At 48.7% G+C, this 16,683-nt stretch carries 5 protein-coding genes; 4 read left to right on the top strand and 1 reads right to left on the bottom strand.

Annotated features, from left to right (window positions below; all coding sequences use genetic code 11):
- Positions 1–126: 126 nt before the first annotated feature.
- A complete protein-coding gene (locus AC0YNW_RS16370; RefSeq protein WP_475832832.1) occupies positions 127–5,796 on the top strand; it encodes an S-layer homology domain-containing protein in 5,670 nt (1,889 codons plus the stop codon).
- A gap of 77 nt (positions 5,797–5,873) precedes the next feature.
- Here AC0YNW_RS16370 and AC0YNW_RS16375 read toward each other — a convergent pair whose 3' ends face one another.
- Positions 5,874–6,362 carry a YfbM family protein gene (locus AC0YNW_RS16375; protein ID WP_475832833.1) on the bottom strand — a complete coding sequence of 163 codons (489 nt, stop codon included), beginning with the start codon at positions 6,360–6,362 and terminating at the stop codon, positions 5,874–5,876.
- Between the two features lie 241 nt (positions 6,363–6,603).
- Between AC0YNW_RS16375 and AC0YNW_RS16380 the strand changes: the two genes are divergently transcribed.
- The 3 genes from AC0YNW_RS16380 (at position 6,604) to AC0YNW_RS16390 (ending at position 16,513) form a co-directional block, all read left to right on the top strand.
- Positions 6,604–7,563 carry an ABC transporter substrate-binding protein gene (locus AC0YNW_RS16380; protein ID WP_475832834.1) on the top strand — a complete coding sequence of 320 codons (960 nt, stop codon included), beginning with the start codon at positions 6,604–6,606 and terminating at the stop codon, positions 7,561–7,563.
- Positions 7,564–7,640: 77 nt separating this feature from the next.
- On the top strand, positions 7,641–9,284 hold the full coding sequence (locus AC0YNW_RS16385; RefSeq protein WP_475832835.1) for a helix-turn-helix domain-containing protein: 1,644 nt from the start codon (positions 7,641–7,643) through the stop codon (positions 9,282–9,284).
- Between the two features lie 449 nt (positions 9,285–9,733).
- Positions 9,734–16,513, top strand: coding sequence for an S-layer homology domain-containing protein (locus AC0YNW_RS16390; RefSeq protein ID WP_475832836.1), 6,780 nt, complete (start codon positions 9,734–9,736; stop codon positions 16,511–16,513).
- Positions 16,514–16,683: the final 170 nt, after the last annotated feature.

Here is a 16,683-nt window from a genome sequence, read left to right on the forward strand (position 1 = left end):
CCTGGTAATCCGGAGGGTTCTTTTGTTTTGGATAGCGACGACAGATACACTTCATTGTACACACCTTCAAGCAGCGGAACTTTTACTGTGACGGTTAGGTTTGTAGAATTGGAGTACAATGGATATTTGAAAGAATGGCAACCACGTTCGAATGGTCGCAATCCCTCTAAGTTTCTGAGTGTAACCGTTCAGTCTTACAATGCAGATAAGTTCAAAAATAAGCTTACTTTGAGCTCAGAGTCTATTGAAGTAGGCGAAACGGTCACTCTGACAGCGGAGGGAGACGGCCCTACGGGCAGTACGTACTATCAAGGGGACACACGCTATTTACCAAAGACATGGTCGTCAATTGAAGGAGGCGGAAAGACAGGTTCCTTCACACTTGGTGAAGACGGCAGCTATACCTCCCAGTATACTCCCGGAAATCCAGGGCGCTTTGAAGTAAATGTTAGATTTATGCTGCAAAGGTGGTACGACGGTCGTTGGAACGATCAATTTGAAGAATCCTTGACGACGTTGCCCCTCCCGGCTGTGACAGTAAACCGAGCTCCAGCAAAACTGGCAGACTCTGACAAAAACAGCTTGACAGCCAGTCCGAGCGAAGTTTCGTTAGGAGGATCAGTGACGCTCACGGGCAAAGGTGACCGCCAAGAAGCAACCACCGGGAACACCTACGATGAAAGGTTTGTGCCGATTAGCTGGGCATCGGAGGAGAACGGGAAGTCGGGAACATTCACTAAGGACAGTAACGGCAACTACACGTCTGCCTATACGCCTTCGGCGACAGGCAGTTATCTTGTAACAGCAACTTTCCAAAAGTATATGCTTTTTGACGGGACATGGTACGAAAACGGAAAGGATACAAAAACGACAACGGTGACGGTAACGGTCCCGACGGAACCGACGGAAGCCAGCGCCGGCAACAACAGTGTCAGCGCGAACCCGAGCAGCGTAACGGCGGGCACCGAGGTCACGCTAACGGCTGAAGGCGACCGCCAATCGGCGAACGGCGTATTGGCGGGTGACGAGCGTTATGTTCCGGTAAGCTGGAGCTCGACGGAGAGCGGCAAGGAGGGAGTGTTCGCCAAGGGCGACGATGCAATTTATACTTCCGATTATACGCCTGCTTCTGCGGGCACCTACACGGTTACGGCGACATTCCAGATGCAAGCGTGGGACGGTACGTCGTGGCGCGATGTTAGCGGAGCGACGGATACGAAGACGACAACAGTGACGGTTACGGCTGCACCAGAATTGCCGGAGGCGAACACTGGAAATAACAGTGTCAGCGCGAACCCGAGCAGTGTGACGTCGGGGGCAACGGTCACTCTGACGGCTGTAGGTGACCGTCAATCGGCCGACGGAGCATTTGTCGGTTATGAGCGCTATTTGCCGGTAAGCTGGAGCTCGACAGAGAGCGGCAAGATGGGTACGTTCACGAAGGACAATAATGGCAACTACACATCCGACTATCTGACTTCGGCAGCTGGAAGCTATACGATCACGGCGCTATTCCAGAAGCAAACTTGGAATGGTACGGCATGGGTAGCGGATGCCGATGAGACGGATACGAAGACGACAACGGTGACGGTCACGGCCGCACCGGAACCACCGACGGAAGCAAAAGCTGACAACAATAGTGTCAGCGCAAGCCCAAGCAGCGTAACGACGGGCAAAGAGGCCACGTTGACGGCTGCGGGCGACCGCCAATCGGCGGACGGTGCATTGGCTGGTGACGAGCGTTACGTGCCGGTAGGCTGGAGCTCGACAGAGAGCGGCAAGACGGGTACGTTCACGAAGGACAATAACGGCAAGTACACGTCTGCTTATACGCCTTCGATTGCTGGAAGCTATACGGTCACGGCGACGTTCCAGAAACAAACGTGGAATGGCACGACGTGGAGCGATGTTAGCGGAGCGACGGATACGAAGACGACAACGGTGACGGTCACGGCCGCACCTGAACCGACGGAAGCGAAAGCTGACAACAATAGTGTCAGCGCAAGCCCAAGCAGCGTAACGACGGGCAAAGAGGCCACGCTGACGGCTGCGGGCGACCGCCAAACGGCGGACGGCGCATTGGCTGGTGACGAGCGTTACGTGCCGGTAGGCTGGAGCTCGACAGAGAGCGGCAAGACGGGTACGTTTACGAAGGACAATAATGGCAAATACACGTCTGCTTATACGCCTTCGGTTGCAGGAAGCCATACCGTAACGGCGACGTTCCAGAAGGAAGCGTGGAACGGTACGGCGTGGGTGGCGGTTGCTGGAGCGACAGATACGAAGACGACAACGGTGACAGTGACAGCCGCACTGGAACCACCGACGGAAGCAAAAGCTGACAATAACAGTGTCAGCGCAAGCCCAAGCAGCGTAACGACGGGCAAAGAGGTCACGCTGACAGCTGCAGGCGACCGACAATCGGCAGAGGGTGCATTGGTTGGTGACGAACGTTATGTTCCAGTAGGCTGGAGCTCGACAGAAAGCGGCAAGACGGGTACGTTTACGAAGGACAACAATGGCAAGTATACGACCGCGTATACGCCTTCGACAGTCGGAAGCCATAACGTAACGGCGACGTTCCAGAAGCAAACGTGGAATGGTACGGCGTGGAGCGATGTGAGCGGAGCGACAGATACGAAGACGACAACGGTGATGGTAACAGCAACACCGAGTCCGACAGAACCGACAGAAGCGAAAGCCGATAACAACAATGTCAGCGCAAGCCCGAGCAGCGTAACGACGGGCAAAGCGGTCACACTGACGGCTGATGGCGACCGCCAATCGGCAGAGGGTGCATGGGTTGGTGACGAACGTTATGTTCCAGTAGGCTGGAGCTCGACAGAGAGCGGCAAGACGGGTACGTTCACGAAGGACAATAACGGCAAGTATACGGCCGCGTATACGCCTTCGACAGTCGGAAGCCATACCGTAACGGCGACGTTCCAGAAGCAAACGTGGAATGGTACGGCGTGGAGCGATGTGAGTGGAGTGACGGATACGAAGACGACAACGGTGACAGTAACAGCTGCACCTGAGCCGACGGAACCGACAGAAGCAAAATCAAGCAACAATAGTGTTAACGCAAAACCAAGCAACGTAACATCGGGCGGAAAGGTCACGCTGACGGCTGATGGCGACCGCCAAACGGCGGACGGCGCATTGGTTGGTGACGAGCGTTACGTGCCGGTGAGCTGGAGTTCGACAGAGAGCGGCAAGATGGGTACATTCACGAAGGACAATAATGGCAAATACACGGCTAATTACAAGCCTTCGGCCGCTGGAAATCATACGGTAACCGCAATATTCCAGAAGGAAACGTGGAACGGTACCTCGTGGGTGGCGGTCGCTGGAGCGACGGATACGAAGACGACAACGGTGACGGTCACGGCCGCACCAGAACCGACGGAGCCGACGGAAGCGAAAGCCGACAACAACAGTGTCAGCGCAAGTCCGAGCAGCATAAAGCCAGGCACAGCAGTCACACTGACGGCTGAAGGCGACAGGCAGTCAGAGGACGGAGCGTTGGTCGGTGACGAGCGTTATGTACCGGTAGGGTGGAGCTCGACAGAGAACGGCAAGACGGGTACGTTCACGAAGGACAATAACGGCAAGTACACAACAGCTTACACACCTTCGGCCGCTGGAAGCTACACGGTAACGGCGACGTTCCAGAAGCAGAAGTGGGATGGTACGACGTGGAGCGATGTTAGCGGAGCGACAGATACGAAGACGACAACGGTGACGGTCACGGCCGCACCAGAACCGACGGAGCCGACGGAAGCGAAAGCCGGCAACAACAGTGTCAGCGCAAGCCCGAGCAGTGTAACGCCGGGTGGAAAGGTCACAATGACGGCTTCGGGCGACCGGCAATTGGCGGACGGAGCATTTGTCGGTGACGAGCGTTACGTGCCGGTAGGCTGGAGCTCGACAGAGAACGGCAAGACGGGTACGTTCACGAAGGACAATAATGGCAAGTACACGGCTGCTTACACACCTTCGGCCGCTGGAAGCTACACGGTAACGGCGACGTTCCAGAAGCAGAAGTGGGATGGTACGACGTGGAGCGATGTAAGCGGAGCGATGGATACGAAGACGACAACAGTGAAGGTAACGGCCACACCTGAACCGACGGAACCGATGGAAGCGAATGCTGGCAACAACAGTGTCAGCGCAAGCTCGAGCAGTGTAACCTCGGGCGGAACGGTCACGATGACGGCTGCAGGCGACCGGCAATCGGCGGACGGAGCATTAGTCGGTGACGAGCGTTACGTGCCGGTAGGCTGGAGCTCGACAGAGAGCGGTAAGACGGGTACGTTCACGAAGGATAATAACGGCAAGTACACGGCTAATTACAAGCCTTCGGCCGCTGGAAGCTATACGGTAACAGCGACATTCCAGAAGCAAACGTGGGACGGTACTACGTGGGTAGAAATCACCGGAGCGACGGATATCAAAACGATAGTTGTAACCGTTAGAAACGGTGGCTCAACTCCGTTGCCGTCACAGGATCCTTCAGAATCTACAGATTCAAGCGAATCTGAATCCAGCGTTATTGTTTTGGTTAATGGCAAAGCCGAAAATGCAGGCACAGCAAAAGAGGCTACAATTAACGGTCAATCGGCGATAATTATCATCGTTAATCAAAAGAAAATTGAAGAAAAGCTTGAGGCTGAAGGATTTGGAGCGGTCGTGACGGTTCCGGTAAAAACCAATGCCGATGTGGTGGTAGCTCAGCTTAATGGTCAGTTGATTCAAGAAATGGAAGACTTGCAGGCTACTCTTGTTGTAAAGACTGATCGTGCAATATACACCGTGCCTTCCGTTCAGATCAACATGAATGAGTTATCGAAGCAATTCGGAACAAATGTTTCGCTGCAGGACATCAAGGTAGAGCTTCAATTTGGCTCAACGCCGGCTGATATGGCGAAGGTCGTCGCGCAAGCGGCAGCGAACGGAGGCTTTACGCCTGTAATGCCAGCGATGGACTTTATCGTCAAGGGTACCTATGGCGACAAGACGATAGAGATTTCAACCTTCAGCGTATATGTTGAACGTGCTATTGCAATTCCGGATGGCGTCGATCCGAACAAGATTACGACTGGTGTCGTCGTCGATCCGGATGGCACTTCTCGCCATGTGCCGACCAAGATCACGGTGATCGATGGCAGGTATTACGCCGTCATCAACAGCTTGACCAACAGCACGTACTCGGTCGTGTGGCATCCTCTCGAATTCAGCGATGTCCAGAACCATTGGGCCAAAGATGCGGTGAACGACATGGGGTCCCGCATGGTTGCGAGTGGCACCGGCGATGGAAAGTTCAGTCCAAATCGCGATATTACTCGTGCCGAATTTGTGGCGATTATCGTCCGCGGATTGGGGTTGAAACCAAGCAAAGAAGCCGCTCCTTTCTTGGATGTCAAAGGGACGGATTGGTATAATAGCGCAATCAGTACGGCAGTCGGATACCAATTGATTGACGGTTTCGGGGACGGTACGTTCCGCCCGAACGACAAGATTACGCGGGAACAAGCAATGGTCATCGTCGTCAGGGCGATGAAGATTACCGGCCTAAACGCCAAACTATCGGCGCAATCGGCTGAATCGCTGCTTCATCCGTTTGCAGACGCATCCGCTTTGTCCGATTGGGCGAAGAGCAGCGTTGCGGATAACATTCAAGCAGGCATTATTTTGGGAAGAAGCAATACGCAACTCGCACCGAAAGCTTACATCACGAGAGCCGAGGTTGCGACGGTTATCCAGCGTCTGCTTCAAAAATCCGATCTGATTTAATAGCAACGCTCAAAAAGAGACCTGGAATCCATTGAGATCCAGGTCTCTTTTGCCTTGTTCACTCAGCTTGGGCGTAATCAGAAAATATAGAAGATGAGACCTTTGCCCTCCGTTGCAGCTTGGCTGAAGAAACGCCGGATTTCGTTAAAATGCTGCAGTAGGTAAGCGAAGAACGCGTCCGCATCCTCTTCTGAAACGACGCCCGGCTCAAGAGGATATACTTCTTCCTTGAGCATGGTGGGAAAATCATAACGCAAGCGGAGCTGAGCTTCATCTAGCTCAGACATAGCCTGCAGCGCTGCTGCAACTTGCTCGGCACGCAAGGAAAACGCCCCGAATGAGCCAAAATCGATGCCTTTGTCGGACGTCAGCGGCACAACATAGCCAAGTGGGGGACCACCATCGGCAATAACTCCACAAAGCAAGTAGTGTATCGCCTCCCAGGATCTATCAATGCTCAGTCCGGGATAATGGTCTATTTTCAAACTCTTCAATGCAATGTCGCCTGCAGCGATTTGCTGCACCAGGTTGTCATCCATAGTAAAGTAATATCCGCGCATTCCCATATTGTCAGCCATCCTTCCATATTTAGTAGTGACTATACTGTATGAACTAAATGTAACATCTTGGAATTATGTGTTTCAAGGAACCTTGGACTTAAGTCTAATACATTTTATTAAGAACATTTAGCCCGATAGTCCAGATAAATTGCCCATTTGTGTATTGAGTAAACGGGCTGATCACTCTATAATTAACCATGTCGTAATTAATAATGATTATCATTCTTGATTGATGGAGGTAAAAGAAGTGAGTGGAATTAAGATCGTTGTTGCGCGTATTTGCGTGATAGGAGTTATAACAGCATTGCTCGCCGCTTGCGGAAATCAGCAGACTGGGCAGCAGCCTGAGCAGGCTATGCGTTCGTTCGAGCATGCCTCAGGTGTGACCGATGTGCCAGTCGAACCTATGAGAGTAGCAGCCGATCAGCATATGGGGCAGTTGCTGAAGCTGGGCATTAAACCGATAGCCGTGCGCGAGAACATGCTGAAGGAAACCTGGATTCCTTACGCGAATCTGGAGGAAGGCGCATTGGATGGCATAGAGGATTTGGGAGGATTCCCGCTTAATCTGGAGAAGCTGACATTGGTGGAGCCGGATCTGATTATTAACGCATTGCCGGCTAATCAAGAACCATATAGCAAAATCGCGCCTACCGTTCATATGCCTTATTGGTCGGAGAAATACAAATCGCCGATGGATAAATTTCTGGACATTGCCGATTTGTTCAACAAAACCGATGTGGCCAATCAATGGATATCAGAGTTCGATGGCAAACTCGCAACCGCAAACGAAAAGATTGTAAGCGCCGGCCGATTAAAGCCAGGAGAGACCGTATCGGTCATGGCCGTCTTCCATAACAATGTGTATGTGTTCGGCCCTAACGGAGCCTATGGCGGTTATTTGATATATGACGCCCTCAAGCTTCAGGCAACCGAACAAGCGGAAGTGCTGCGCGGAAAAGATATGGGAAGCTCTGAGCTGTCCATGGAAGTCGTTCCGGATTATATGGGCGATCATGCCTTTTTTACGGTTGTCGATGAAAGCAAGGCAGATGAGCTGATGAAAAGCGATTTCTGGAAAAGCATTCCCGCTGTCAAAAATAATCAAGTCTACTTCTACGATTCCAAGATTTTTGCAATGGACGATCCATATTCACTAGAAGCGCAGCTCAGCATTATTACCGATCTGCTGACGCAAAATCAATAAAATACCAAACCCTTCAACTCGTTATCCGCCTAGCGCGGATAACGAGTTAATTATGTTCTCGGAGGAGAAAAAGTCTCATGGCAGAGTACTCGGACCTAGACGTTCCGTACGCACAATCCCTATCATTCAGATTGCTTCAGATTCAGAGCTGCTCTACGGCCCAAAGCGATGTCTCCTATTCATTAAGCCAATTTTCATTGATTGCTGTCTTAAGAGGTGAGCTGCTAATTTCCGGCGCTTGGGGAGAGTCAAGCCTGTCAGTTGGCGAGGTGATGTCCTTCGCTTCACCGGCAACTTTCCGTATTCAGCCTGTCGATCCTTATGCCAGTGACTGGTATATTGTATCGTATTCGATGCATGTCACGGGTGGTAATCCCAACAGGCTGGAAGCTCAGCACCCCATGCTTGTGCCTAATCGAGAACAATGGAAGGTCTCGTCGCAGCGGCTGACGACGGGGTTGAATCAGCTATATGACAATCGGCTGCATACGGACCCCTTCATGCAAATGGCGCATCATATTCAATTTCAAGAATGGATGATTTGGCTTTTGATGGAACGCAGGCTTCACGCCGGGCGATTGCAGGAGCAGAATAGCGTTAATGCCGTGCAGCTTGCCGTGAAATATATGCAAAGCGCCTACTATGAGGATATTACGGTGGACAAGCTGGCCAATGAAGCCCAGATGAGCAGGCGGCAATTCACGCAGTTATTCCGACAAATGACCAGCAGAAGCGTCAATGAGTATTTGACGGAGCTCCGCATCAGGAAAGCGAAGCAACTGTTGCTTGGGGGCGGTCAACTGGCGGATATCGCACAAGCCGTCGGTTATCGGGAAGAAAGCTATTTCTATCGCCGATTCAAGCAAACTGTCGGATTGTCTCCGCGCCAATATGCGCGCACCAAGCAGCAGCAGTATCGTATTTTCACGCCGACGATGACCCCGATGCGCGTTGTAGCCGATCAATATATGGGGGAGTTATTGAAGCTGGATGTTGTTCCAGTAGGCGTGCGGACCCAGATGCTCAAAGAGAGCTTTCTATCTGCAGGGCAGCGCAAAAAATGTGTGGAGAAGGGGACAATTGATTTGGGCACAGGATTTCCCGTCAGTCTGTCTCGTATATCCATGCTGCAGCCCGATCTTATCGTCACGCAAAACGAGCAGCAATACAACGATCTGATGCAAATTGCTCCTACCGTGCTGATCCCCTATCAAAGTTTGGAGCCGCTTGAAAAGTTGCGGAAGATGAGTCGAATTTTTGAAAAAAACAAGCTTGCGGAGGAATGGATCGGGGATTATGAGTGGCGCGCAGAACAGACGCGTAAGCAGATTCAGAATAAACACGGCATCTGCTCCTCCGTGACCAACTTGCTGCTGATGCAAGGCCAGCTATTCGTGCTAGGTGAATATGGGGGATACGGGAGCTATAGTCTTTATCGATCGCTCGGGCTCGAGGTGCCTCCTGTCCAACGGAAAATCATGAATGAAACCGTGGTCAGCGTTCCTATTGAAGTGAGCGATCTGCCTGCTTATGCCGGCGAGCATATTATCGTATCCAGCTATGAGGATATATCCGTGTTGACGGAAAGCGCAGTTTGGAACAGCCTTCCCGCTGTACAAGCGAGGCAGGTCTACTTCAGCAATCCGTATCGTTTTTCCTTCGAGGACCCTTATTCGCTGGATGAGCAGCTTTCATTTATTCGCTCCTGTCTGCTTGCCTAGTTATGCTTCACCTTTAGAGCGTCAAATACTCCATAATTTGTTTTCAAAGCAGCTAAAGCACAAGCACCTAAGCACCTAAGCACCTTTTAGTAGAACACATGATATCGATTCTGAAAATCAGCTCTTATATGTATTCAGGATCAATATAAGGAGCCATTTGAATTACGAGCGGGAAGTAGTCTTATCGACTGCTTCCTTTCTTATTAAAATGTACAACTTTAGTAGGACTACAAACTCTATTCATTCGAATTATAATGGCTGATGGAGTAATTAACGGATATCGGATAAGGAGAATGGTCAATTCGTAGGTGTTGGGTATAGCGGGTGCAGGAGGGTAATTCGGCATATGAGTTTGAAAACTACTTTAAACAGGATAAAAATGTTATTATGAACTTAATTAACTATCTTAAATATTTTAATAGTAACCAGTGCGGAAGGAAGTGTAATTGGTGAAAAAGAAGCTTGTTGCCATCGTGCTTTTAGTTGCTAGTATTGGACTCATCTTTACTTTTAATAATCAAGATGTTGTGTCTGCAAATATAGTCACGACACCTATTTATGCAATAGAAGATACAACAATCGTTTACGAAGAAATTGGTGCAGAAAAGTTTATGTATGAAGATGGCAATTGGGGCTATCTTGATGTAGGTTATCAAGGCACCTATGGAGGGCCTCTTGAAGTTCAATCCCTGCTCAAATATGAGTTGCCGCCGACCCCGGCCGGGTATGAGATTGAAAGTGCAAATCTGTACTTTCCTGTAACTGGAGGCAGTCTGAGAAGTGGAGTTCCCTTCACATTCAAAGCTTCAGCAAGTACAAATCATGAATGGATTCAAGACCAAGTGACTTCTCTTACATTACCAGCACCTACTCCTGGCTCCACACAATCTATTTCTGTAGCAAACAATGTTCCTCTTAACAAGCCAACTCTTGGTCCTATCGATTTTACGAGCTATATTACACAAGAATCTCTTAAATCCACCCCAAGAGCTACATTTATCCTCTCAGGCTTTTCTTCTGAAGAAGCACAAGCAGCTGGTATTTTATATCAAGATCATTATATTCAAACAGTCGGAAGTAATGTTACCACTAACAATGAACCGTATTTAATTATTACGTATACGGAAAATGCAAGTATTGAAATAACAGGTGTTGTCAATGGTGGTGTGTACAATACAAATGTGACGCCACTATTTAACATGGGTACGGCGACGCTTAATGGAAATTCTTTTTCAAGCGGTACACCTGTAACTGCTGAAGGCTCTTATACGCTTGTCGTTACGTATGGAAGCCAATCAGAAACGATCCAATTTAGAATAGACAAGACCCCCCCGACAGGAAGGGTGATTGTGAATCTAGGCCAACCGTATACGAATTCTGTTGCTGTATCGGTTTACGTGACGCCAGATGCGGGAGTAAATGATGTTACTCATATACGATATTCGGTTAATGGGAACCCATTTACTCAGATGCCTTATGTGCCAAGCTTTATGCTAGCCATAGGAGCCGCTAACGGAGATAAGGTTTTGGCCTTCAAGCTTGTTGATGGAGCAGGAAATGAATCTCCAATATACCAAGTAACCGTTACACTCGATACGGTTGCGCCAACAGGTTCTGTTGTTATTAATAATGGCAATTCCTATACAACAACTCGTGAAGTGATGTTGAATCTAACGTTAGACAGCGGTGTGACCGATGTGGTAGGCGTACAATATTCAGATAACAATAGTTCTTGGTCAGGTATCGAAACCTTTAGCACAAGTAGAGCTTATATGTTGCCAGCAGGAGATGGCAATAAAACGGTATATGTACGTTTGATTGATCGAGCAGGCAATATTACGGTTATTCAAGATAGTATACTGTTGGACACAACAGCGCCAACAGGGACAGTTGTTGTGAATGATGGCAGAGCTTATACGAATAATGCCAATGTATACGTTGATGTGATGCCAGCCACAGGAGTAACAGATATTGTGAGCATTCGCTATACAATCAACGGATCAGCGCCAACGACTATTGCTTATTCGAATTCCTTTACGATTAATGTCGGAAGCGTGAATGAAGTAAAAGCCATTACGGTAGAGCTTATTGATGGAGTAGGGCATGTATCTCCAGTATATAGTGCTACGGTGACGCTGGATACGGTAGCGCCAACAGGAACGGTTGTCATTAATAGTGGAGCAGCGTATACAACTAACGCTGAGGTAACGCTAGACTTTACATTAGGAGCTGGTGTGAACGATGTCGTTAGCGTACAGTTCTCAAATGATGATTTGACGTGGTCATCTGAAGTGGCATATACCGCAAGCATGAACTATACGCTCCCAGCAGGAGATGGCAGCAAGACCGTCTATGTTCGATTCATTGACCGAGCAGGCAATACAAGCTCCGCGCAAGACAGCATAATTATGGATACAACAGCGCCAACAGGAACGTTAGCTATCGCATCAGCAATAACGAATGATACAAGCGTGACACTCACGGTAACTAGCGGCGATGCCAATTTTATGGAGCTGGGCGAAGCGGGTCAGCCTTACGGAGCGCGAGTAGCTTATAGCAATAGCGCGCAGACATACACGCTTCAGGATACGCAGGATGATGGCGTGAAAACTTTGCAGGTTCGCTTGTCGGACCTGGCTGGAAACACAACCGTATTAACAGTAACGGTTATCCTGGATCGAGTTGCGCCAACAGGCACCGTAGTGGTGAATAATGGCAAGTTATATACAAATGATGCAAATGTTGCAGTTGAAGTGACGCCAGCAACAGGTGTAACGGATATTGCGGATATGAGATACGCCATAAATGGATCAACACCAACAACGATCGCTTATACAGATAGCTTCATCATAGACGTAGGAAGCACAGATGGAGAGAAAGAAATTACGGTTGAGCTTATCGATGAGGCAGGCAATGTATCGCCGGTATATACCTCAACTATTACACTAGACACAGTGGCTCCAACTGGAACCGTTGCGATTAATGGAGGAGCTGCCTATACAACATCTGCGGAGGTAACCCTAAACTTCACTTTAGGAGCAGGTGTGACGGATGTTGCCAGCTTACAGTTCTCGAATGACAATCTGACATGGTCGAGTGAACAAGCGTACAGCCCAAGCATGAGCTACACATTGCCGGCAGGTGACGGCAGCAAAACCGTCTATGTCCGATTCATAGACCGTGCAGGCAATACAAGCGCAGCTCAAGACAGCATTACGTTGGATACAACAGCGCCAACAGGCACGCTAACCATCACATCACCTGTCCTCACGAATGATACAAGCGTGACACTTATGATTACAAGCAGCGATGCCAACTTTATGGAGCTGGGCGAGGCTGGTCAGCCTTACAAAGCTAGAGCAGCTTACAGCAATAGCGCACAGACGTACACACTGCAAGATACAGAGAAAGACGGCGTAAAAACCTTGCAGGTCCGCTTGTCAGACCTGGCAGGCAACACAACAGTATTAACTGCAACGATTACCCTTGATCGAGTTGCTCCAATAGGCAACGTCGTGGTGAATGAGGGTAAACCGTATACGAATGATGCGAATGTTGCAGTTGAAGTGACGCCAGCAACGGGTGTAACGGATATTGTTAGTATGAGATACACTATCAATGGATCAACGCCAACAACGATCGCTTATACGAATAGCTTCATCCTAGATGTGGGAAGCACAGATGGAGAGAAAGAAATTACGGTTGAGCTTATGGACGGGGCGGGCAATGTATCGCCTGTGTATAGTTCAACCCTTACATTAGACACAGAAGCACCAACAGGGACAGTCGCGATTAATGCAGGAGCTGCCTATACAACAACTGCTGAAGTGACTCTTAACTTTACATTAGGAGCAGGTGTGAACGATGTCGTTAAGGTACAGTTCTCGAATGATAATTTGACATGGTCGAGTGAACAAGCGTATAGCCCAAGCATGAGCTACACATTGCCGACAGGTGACGGCAGCAAGACCGTCTACGTTCGGTTCATAGACCGGGCAGGCAATACAGGCACAGCGCAAGACAGCATTGTGATGGATACAACAGCGCCAACAGGCACGCTTACCATCACATCGCCTGTCCTCACGAATGATACAAGCGTGACACTTACGGTTGCAAGCAACGATGCCAGCTTTATGGAGCTGGGCGAGGCTGGTCAGCCTTACAAAGCTAGAGCAGCTTACAGCAATAGCGCGCAAACGTACACGCTGCAAGATACAGAGGAAGATGGCGTGAAGACCTTGCAGGTTCGCTTGTCAGACCTGGCAGGCAACACAACGGTATTAACGGCAACCGTGACCCTGGATCGCGTTGCGCCAACAGGCAACGTCGTGGTGAACGAGGGTAAATTGTATACGAATGATGCGAATGTTACGGTTGAAGTGAAGCCAGCAACCGGAGTAACGGATATTGTACACATTCGATACGCCATCAATGGAACAACGCCAACAACGATCGCTTATACGGATAGCTTCATCATAGACGTTGGAAGCACAAATGAAGAGAAAAAGATAACAGTTGAGCTTATGGATGGGGCGGGCAATGTATCGCCTGTATACACTTCAACCCTTACATTAGACGCGGTGGCGCCAACAGGAACAGTTGCAATAAATGGCGGAGCTGCTTATACAACAGCTGCGGAGGTAACCCTTAACTTCATGTTAGGAGCAGGTGTGAACGATGTCGTTAAGGTACAGTTCTCTAATGACAATGTGACATGGTCAGGTGAACAAGCGTACAGCCCAAGCATGAGCTATACATTGCCGGCAGGTGACGGCAGTAAAACCGTTTATGTCCAATTCATTGACCGAGCGGGCAATACAGGCGCAGCTCAGGCAAGCATTACACTGGACACGGTAGCGCCAACAGGACAGCTAGTCATTAACCATAACGATGATTTCACAAATTCGTTAAAGCTTGAGCTAACAGTAACAACTTCTGATCCAAGTGAACTGGCTGGAATTCAGTTCTCATCGGACGGAACAACGTGGTCAGCGCTTGAAGCCTATACGAATGCAAAGCAATGGTCTGTAGAAGGCAATGGCAAAAAAACAGTTTATGTTAGATTTGTTGATCATGCTGGAAACGAATATACGGCATCTAGCTCTATCTATGTGGATACAGTAAAACCGATTGCATCGATTGTGGTTGAAGATGGAGCAGCAATTACATTCAATCATGTTGTAGGTTTGACGATTGATGCATCTGACCCAGGGCGAGAGCTGGAGGCTGAGCTTGTCATGGAATTGTCCTATGATGGCATTAGCTGGCTGCCTGCGGAAAGCTATACTCAACATAAAAAGTGGACGGTAAGCAGTGGATTTGGTACGAAGCAGGTCTATGTACGTATGATGGATGAAGCGGGCAATGTTTCCGACATCGCAAGTGCCACGATTATTTATCGCTCTATTCCTAAACTGAATAATAATACGGTAAATGCGATCGAAGATACGCAGTATCCATTGGCACTGTCAGATTTCACATATACGAATGACGATGGCATGAAGCCGGACTCCTATACGCTAGTTTCATTGCCGGAGCATGGCTTGCTCATGCTGGATGATGAAGAGATTGAAGCTGGGGCAGTGCTTACAGCCGAACAGCTTGCCAAAGTTGTCTATGTACCACAATTAAATTGGTTCGGTACTGAGCAGCTTGAGTGGAATGCCAGTGCAGATGGTGTTGCAGCAGCTGCGGGAGCAGTTCTGACTATTCAGGTTGCAGCGGTAAATGATGCTCCAGTGGCTGAAGATTTGGATCTGACCAAAACGAATTTTAGCCCGGCAGAAGGAACTCTTGCCGCCAAGGATATAGAAGGGGATACATTAACCTATCATATGGTGGATGCTCCATCAAAGGGGAAAGTCGTGCTGAATACTAACACAGGAGCATTTACTTTTACACTGGATCATAATCAAAATGGAACTTATGCATTTACTTATCGGGTATTTGACGGTACAGACTATTCGGATACCGCTACAGTAACCATCAAGTACGCAGTGAGCGTACCTTCTGTCGAAACGCCAGTACCAACGCAAGTTAAGCTGAAGCTAGGTGAACAGGGACCTGAAATTTCAATTGCAGGTCAGATCAATGATCAGGGAAGCTCTATTGAGGTTCATGTAACAGAGGAGCAGCTTACACCGTTAAATAAATCGCATGAAAATCAGACTGTTGAATTGAGCTTAACTGGGGAATATTCAGATGCCAAGCTCATAATCTCCGATAAAGCGCTGGATGAGCTTGCAGCAAACGGCAATAGTCTGCTATTTACATCACAAGGCTTACAATATAAATTGAGCAATCAGGATTTAAAACAAATGCTAACGGCAAATCGCAACAGCTTTGTAGTTGGCATAAAGCATGAAGCCGGAGAAGTGCTGACTCATGCACAGGAGCAAGCAGTAAAAGGCGCTTATCAATTAATTGGAGCTCCAATTACAATTGAGCTATTGGCACGTAGTGAAGGAGTTAATCCGCTGCAGTTGCAAGGGCTTGGAACAATCGTGCTAAGCTCAGCTGGTGCGGGGGAACTGCCTACAGCATTGTTGAAGCTCTTGCCTAATGGAGTGCAAAGCCCTGTATTAGCGACCATCTCAATAAAGGGTCAAAGCTATCAGGTTCATGTAACCAACTACGGATCAGGCACTTATTTGCTAATTCGCAAGCAGCCTGGATTTACAGACATTTCTGGCTGGTCAGTTGCAGCTATTGAGAAATTGGCTTCGAAGCTTATCCTAAATGGTGTGAATGAAACAACCTTTGAACCGACTCGCGCTATAACCAGAGCTGAATTTGCTAGTATCATTAGCAAGGCTCTTGGGCTAGTAAATATCTCCGGCAGCGTGAATTATACCGATGTTGCTGCAGGGGCATGGTATTCAGATGCTGTAGCAGCGGTGGCGAAGCTTGGTTTTATGAATGGTTATCCGGACGGAACTTATCGACCAACTCAGCAGATTACAAGAGAAGAAACGATGGTCATTGTAGCGAGAGTGCTAGACTATCTTGATTCTAAAAATGTATTATCCGACGCTGAAGTTGATAGTATCCTGGGAGGATACAGCGATCAAGAGCAGCTTAGCAACTGGTCCAGAAAAGATATTGCTTTCACCGTACGAGAAGGGATTATTATGGGCAACAACGGAATGCTGTCTGTAAAAGATCAAGTGACGAGAGAGCAGGTTGCTGCAATTATCGTTCGTTTGCTGGAGTATGCAGGGATTCTCTAATTGTACGGATGTGCCATAGTAGCAGTAAAGAGAGTTCAGGTGAATATACCTGAACTCTTTTGTATTCAACTGTAATATAAGAGAAGGGTGTGAGATGAACAAAAATTTTGAAATGCAGTCACATTTATGTCCACTTGGATAGTTATACATGGTAAGCAGACAAGAAAATG

The sequence above is a fragment of the Paenibacillus sp. J31R120 genome (genome assembly GCF_056269225.1).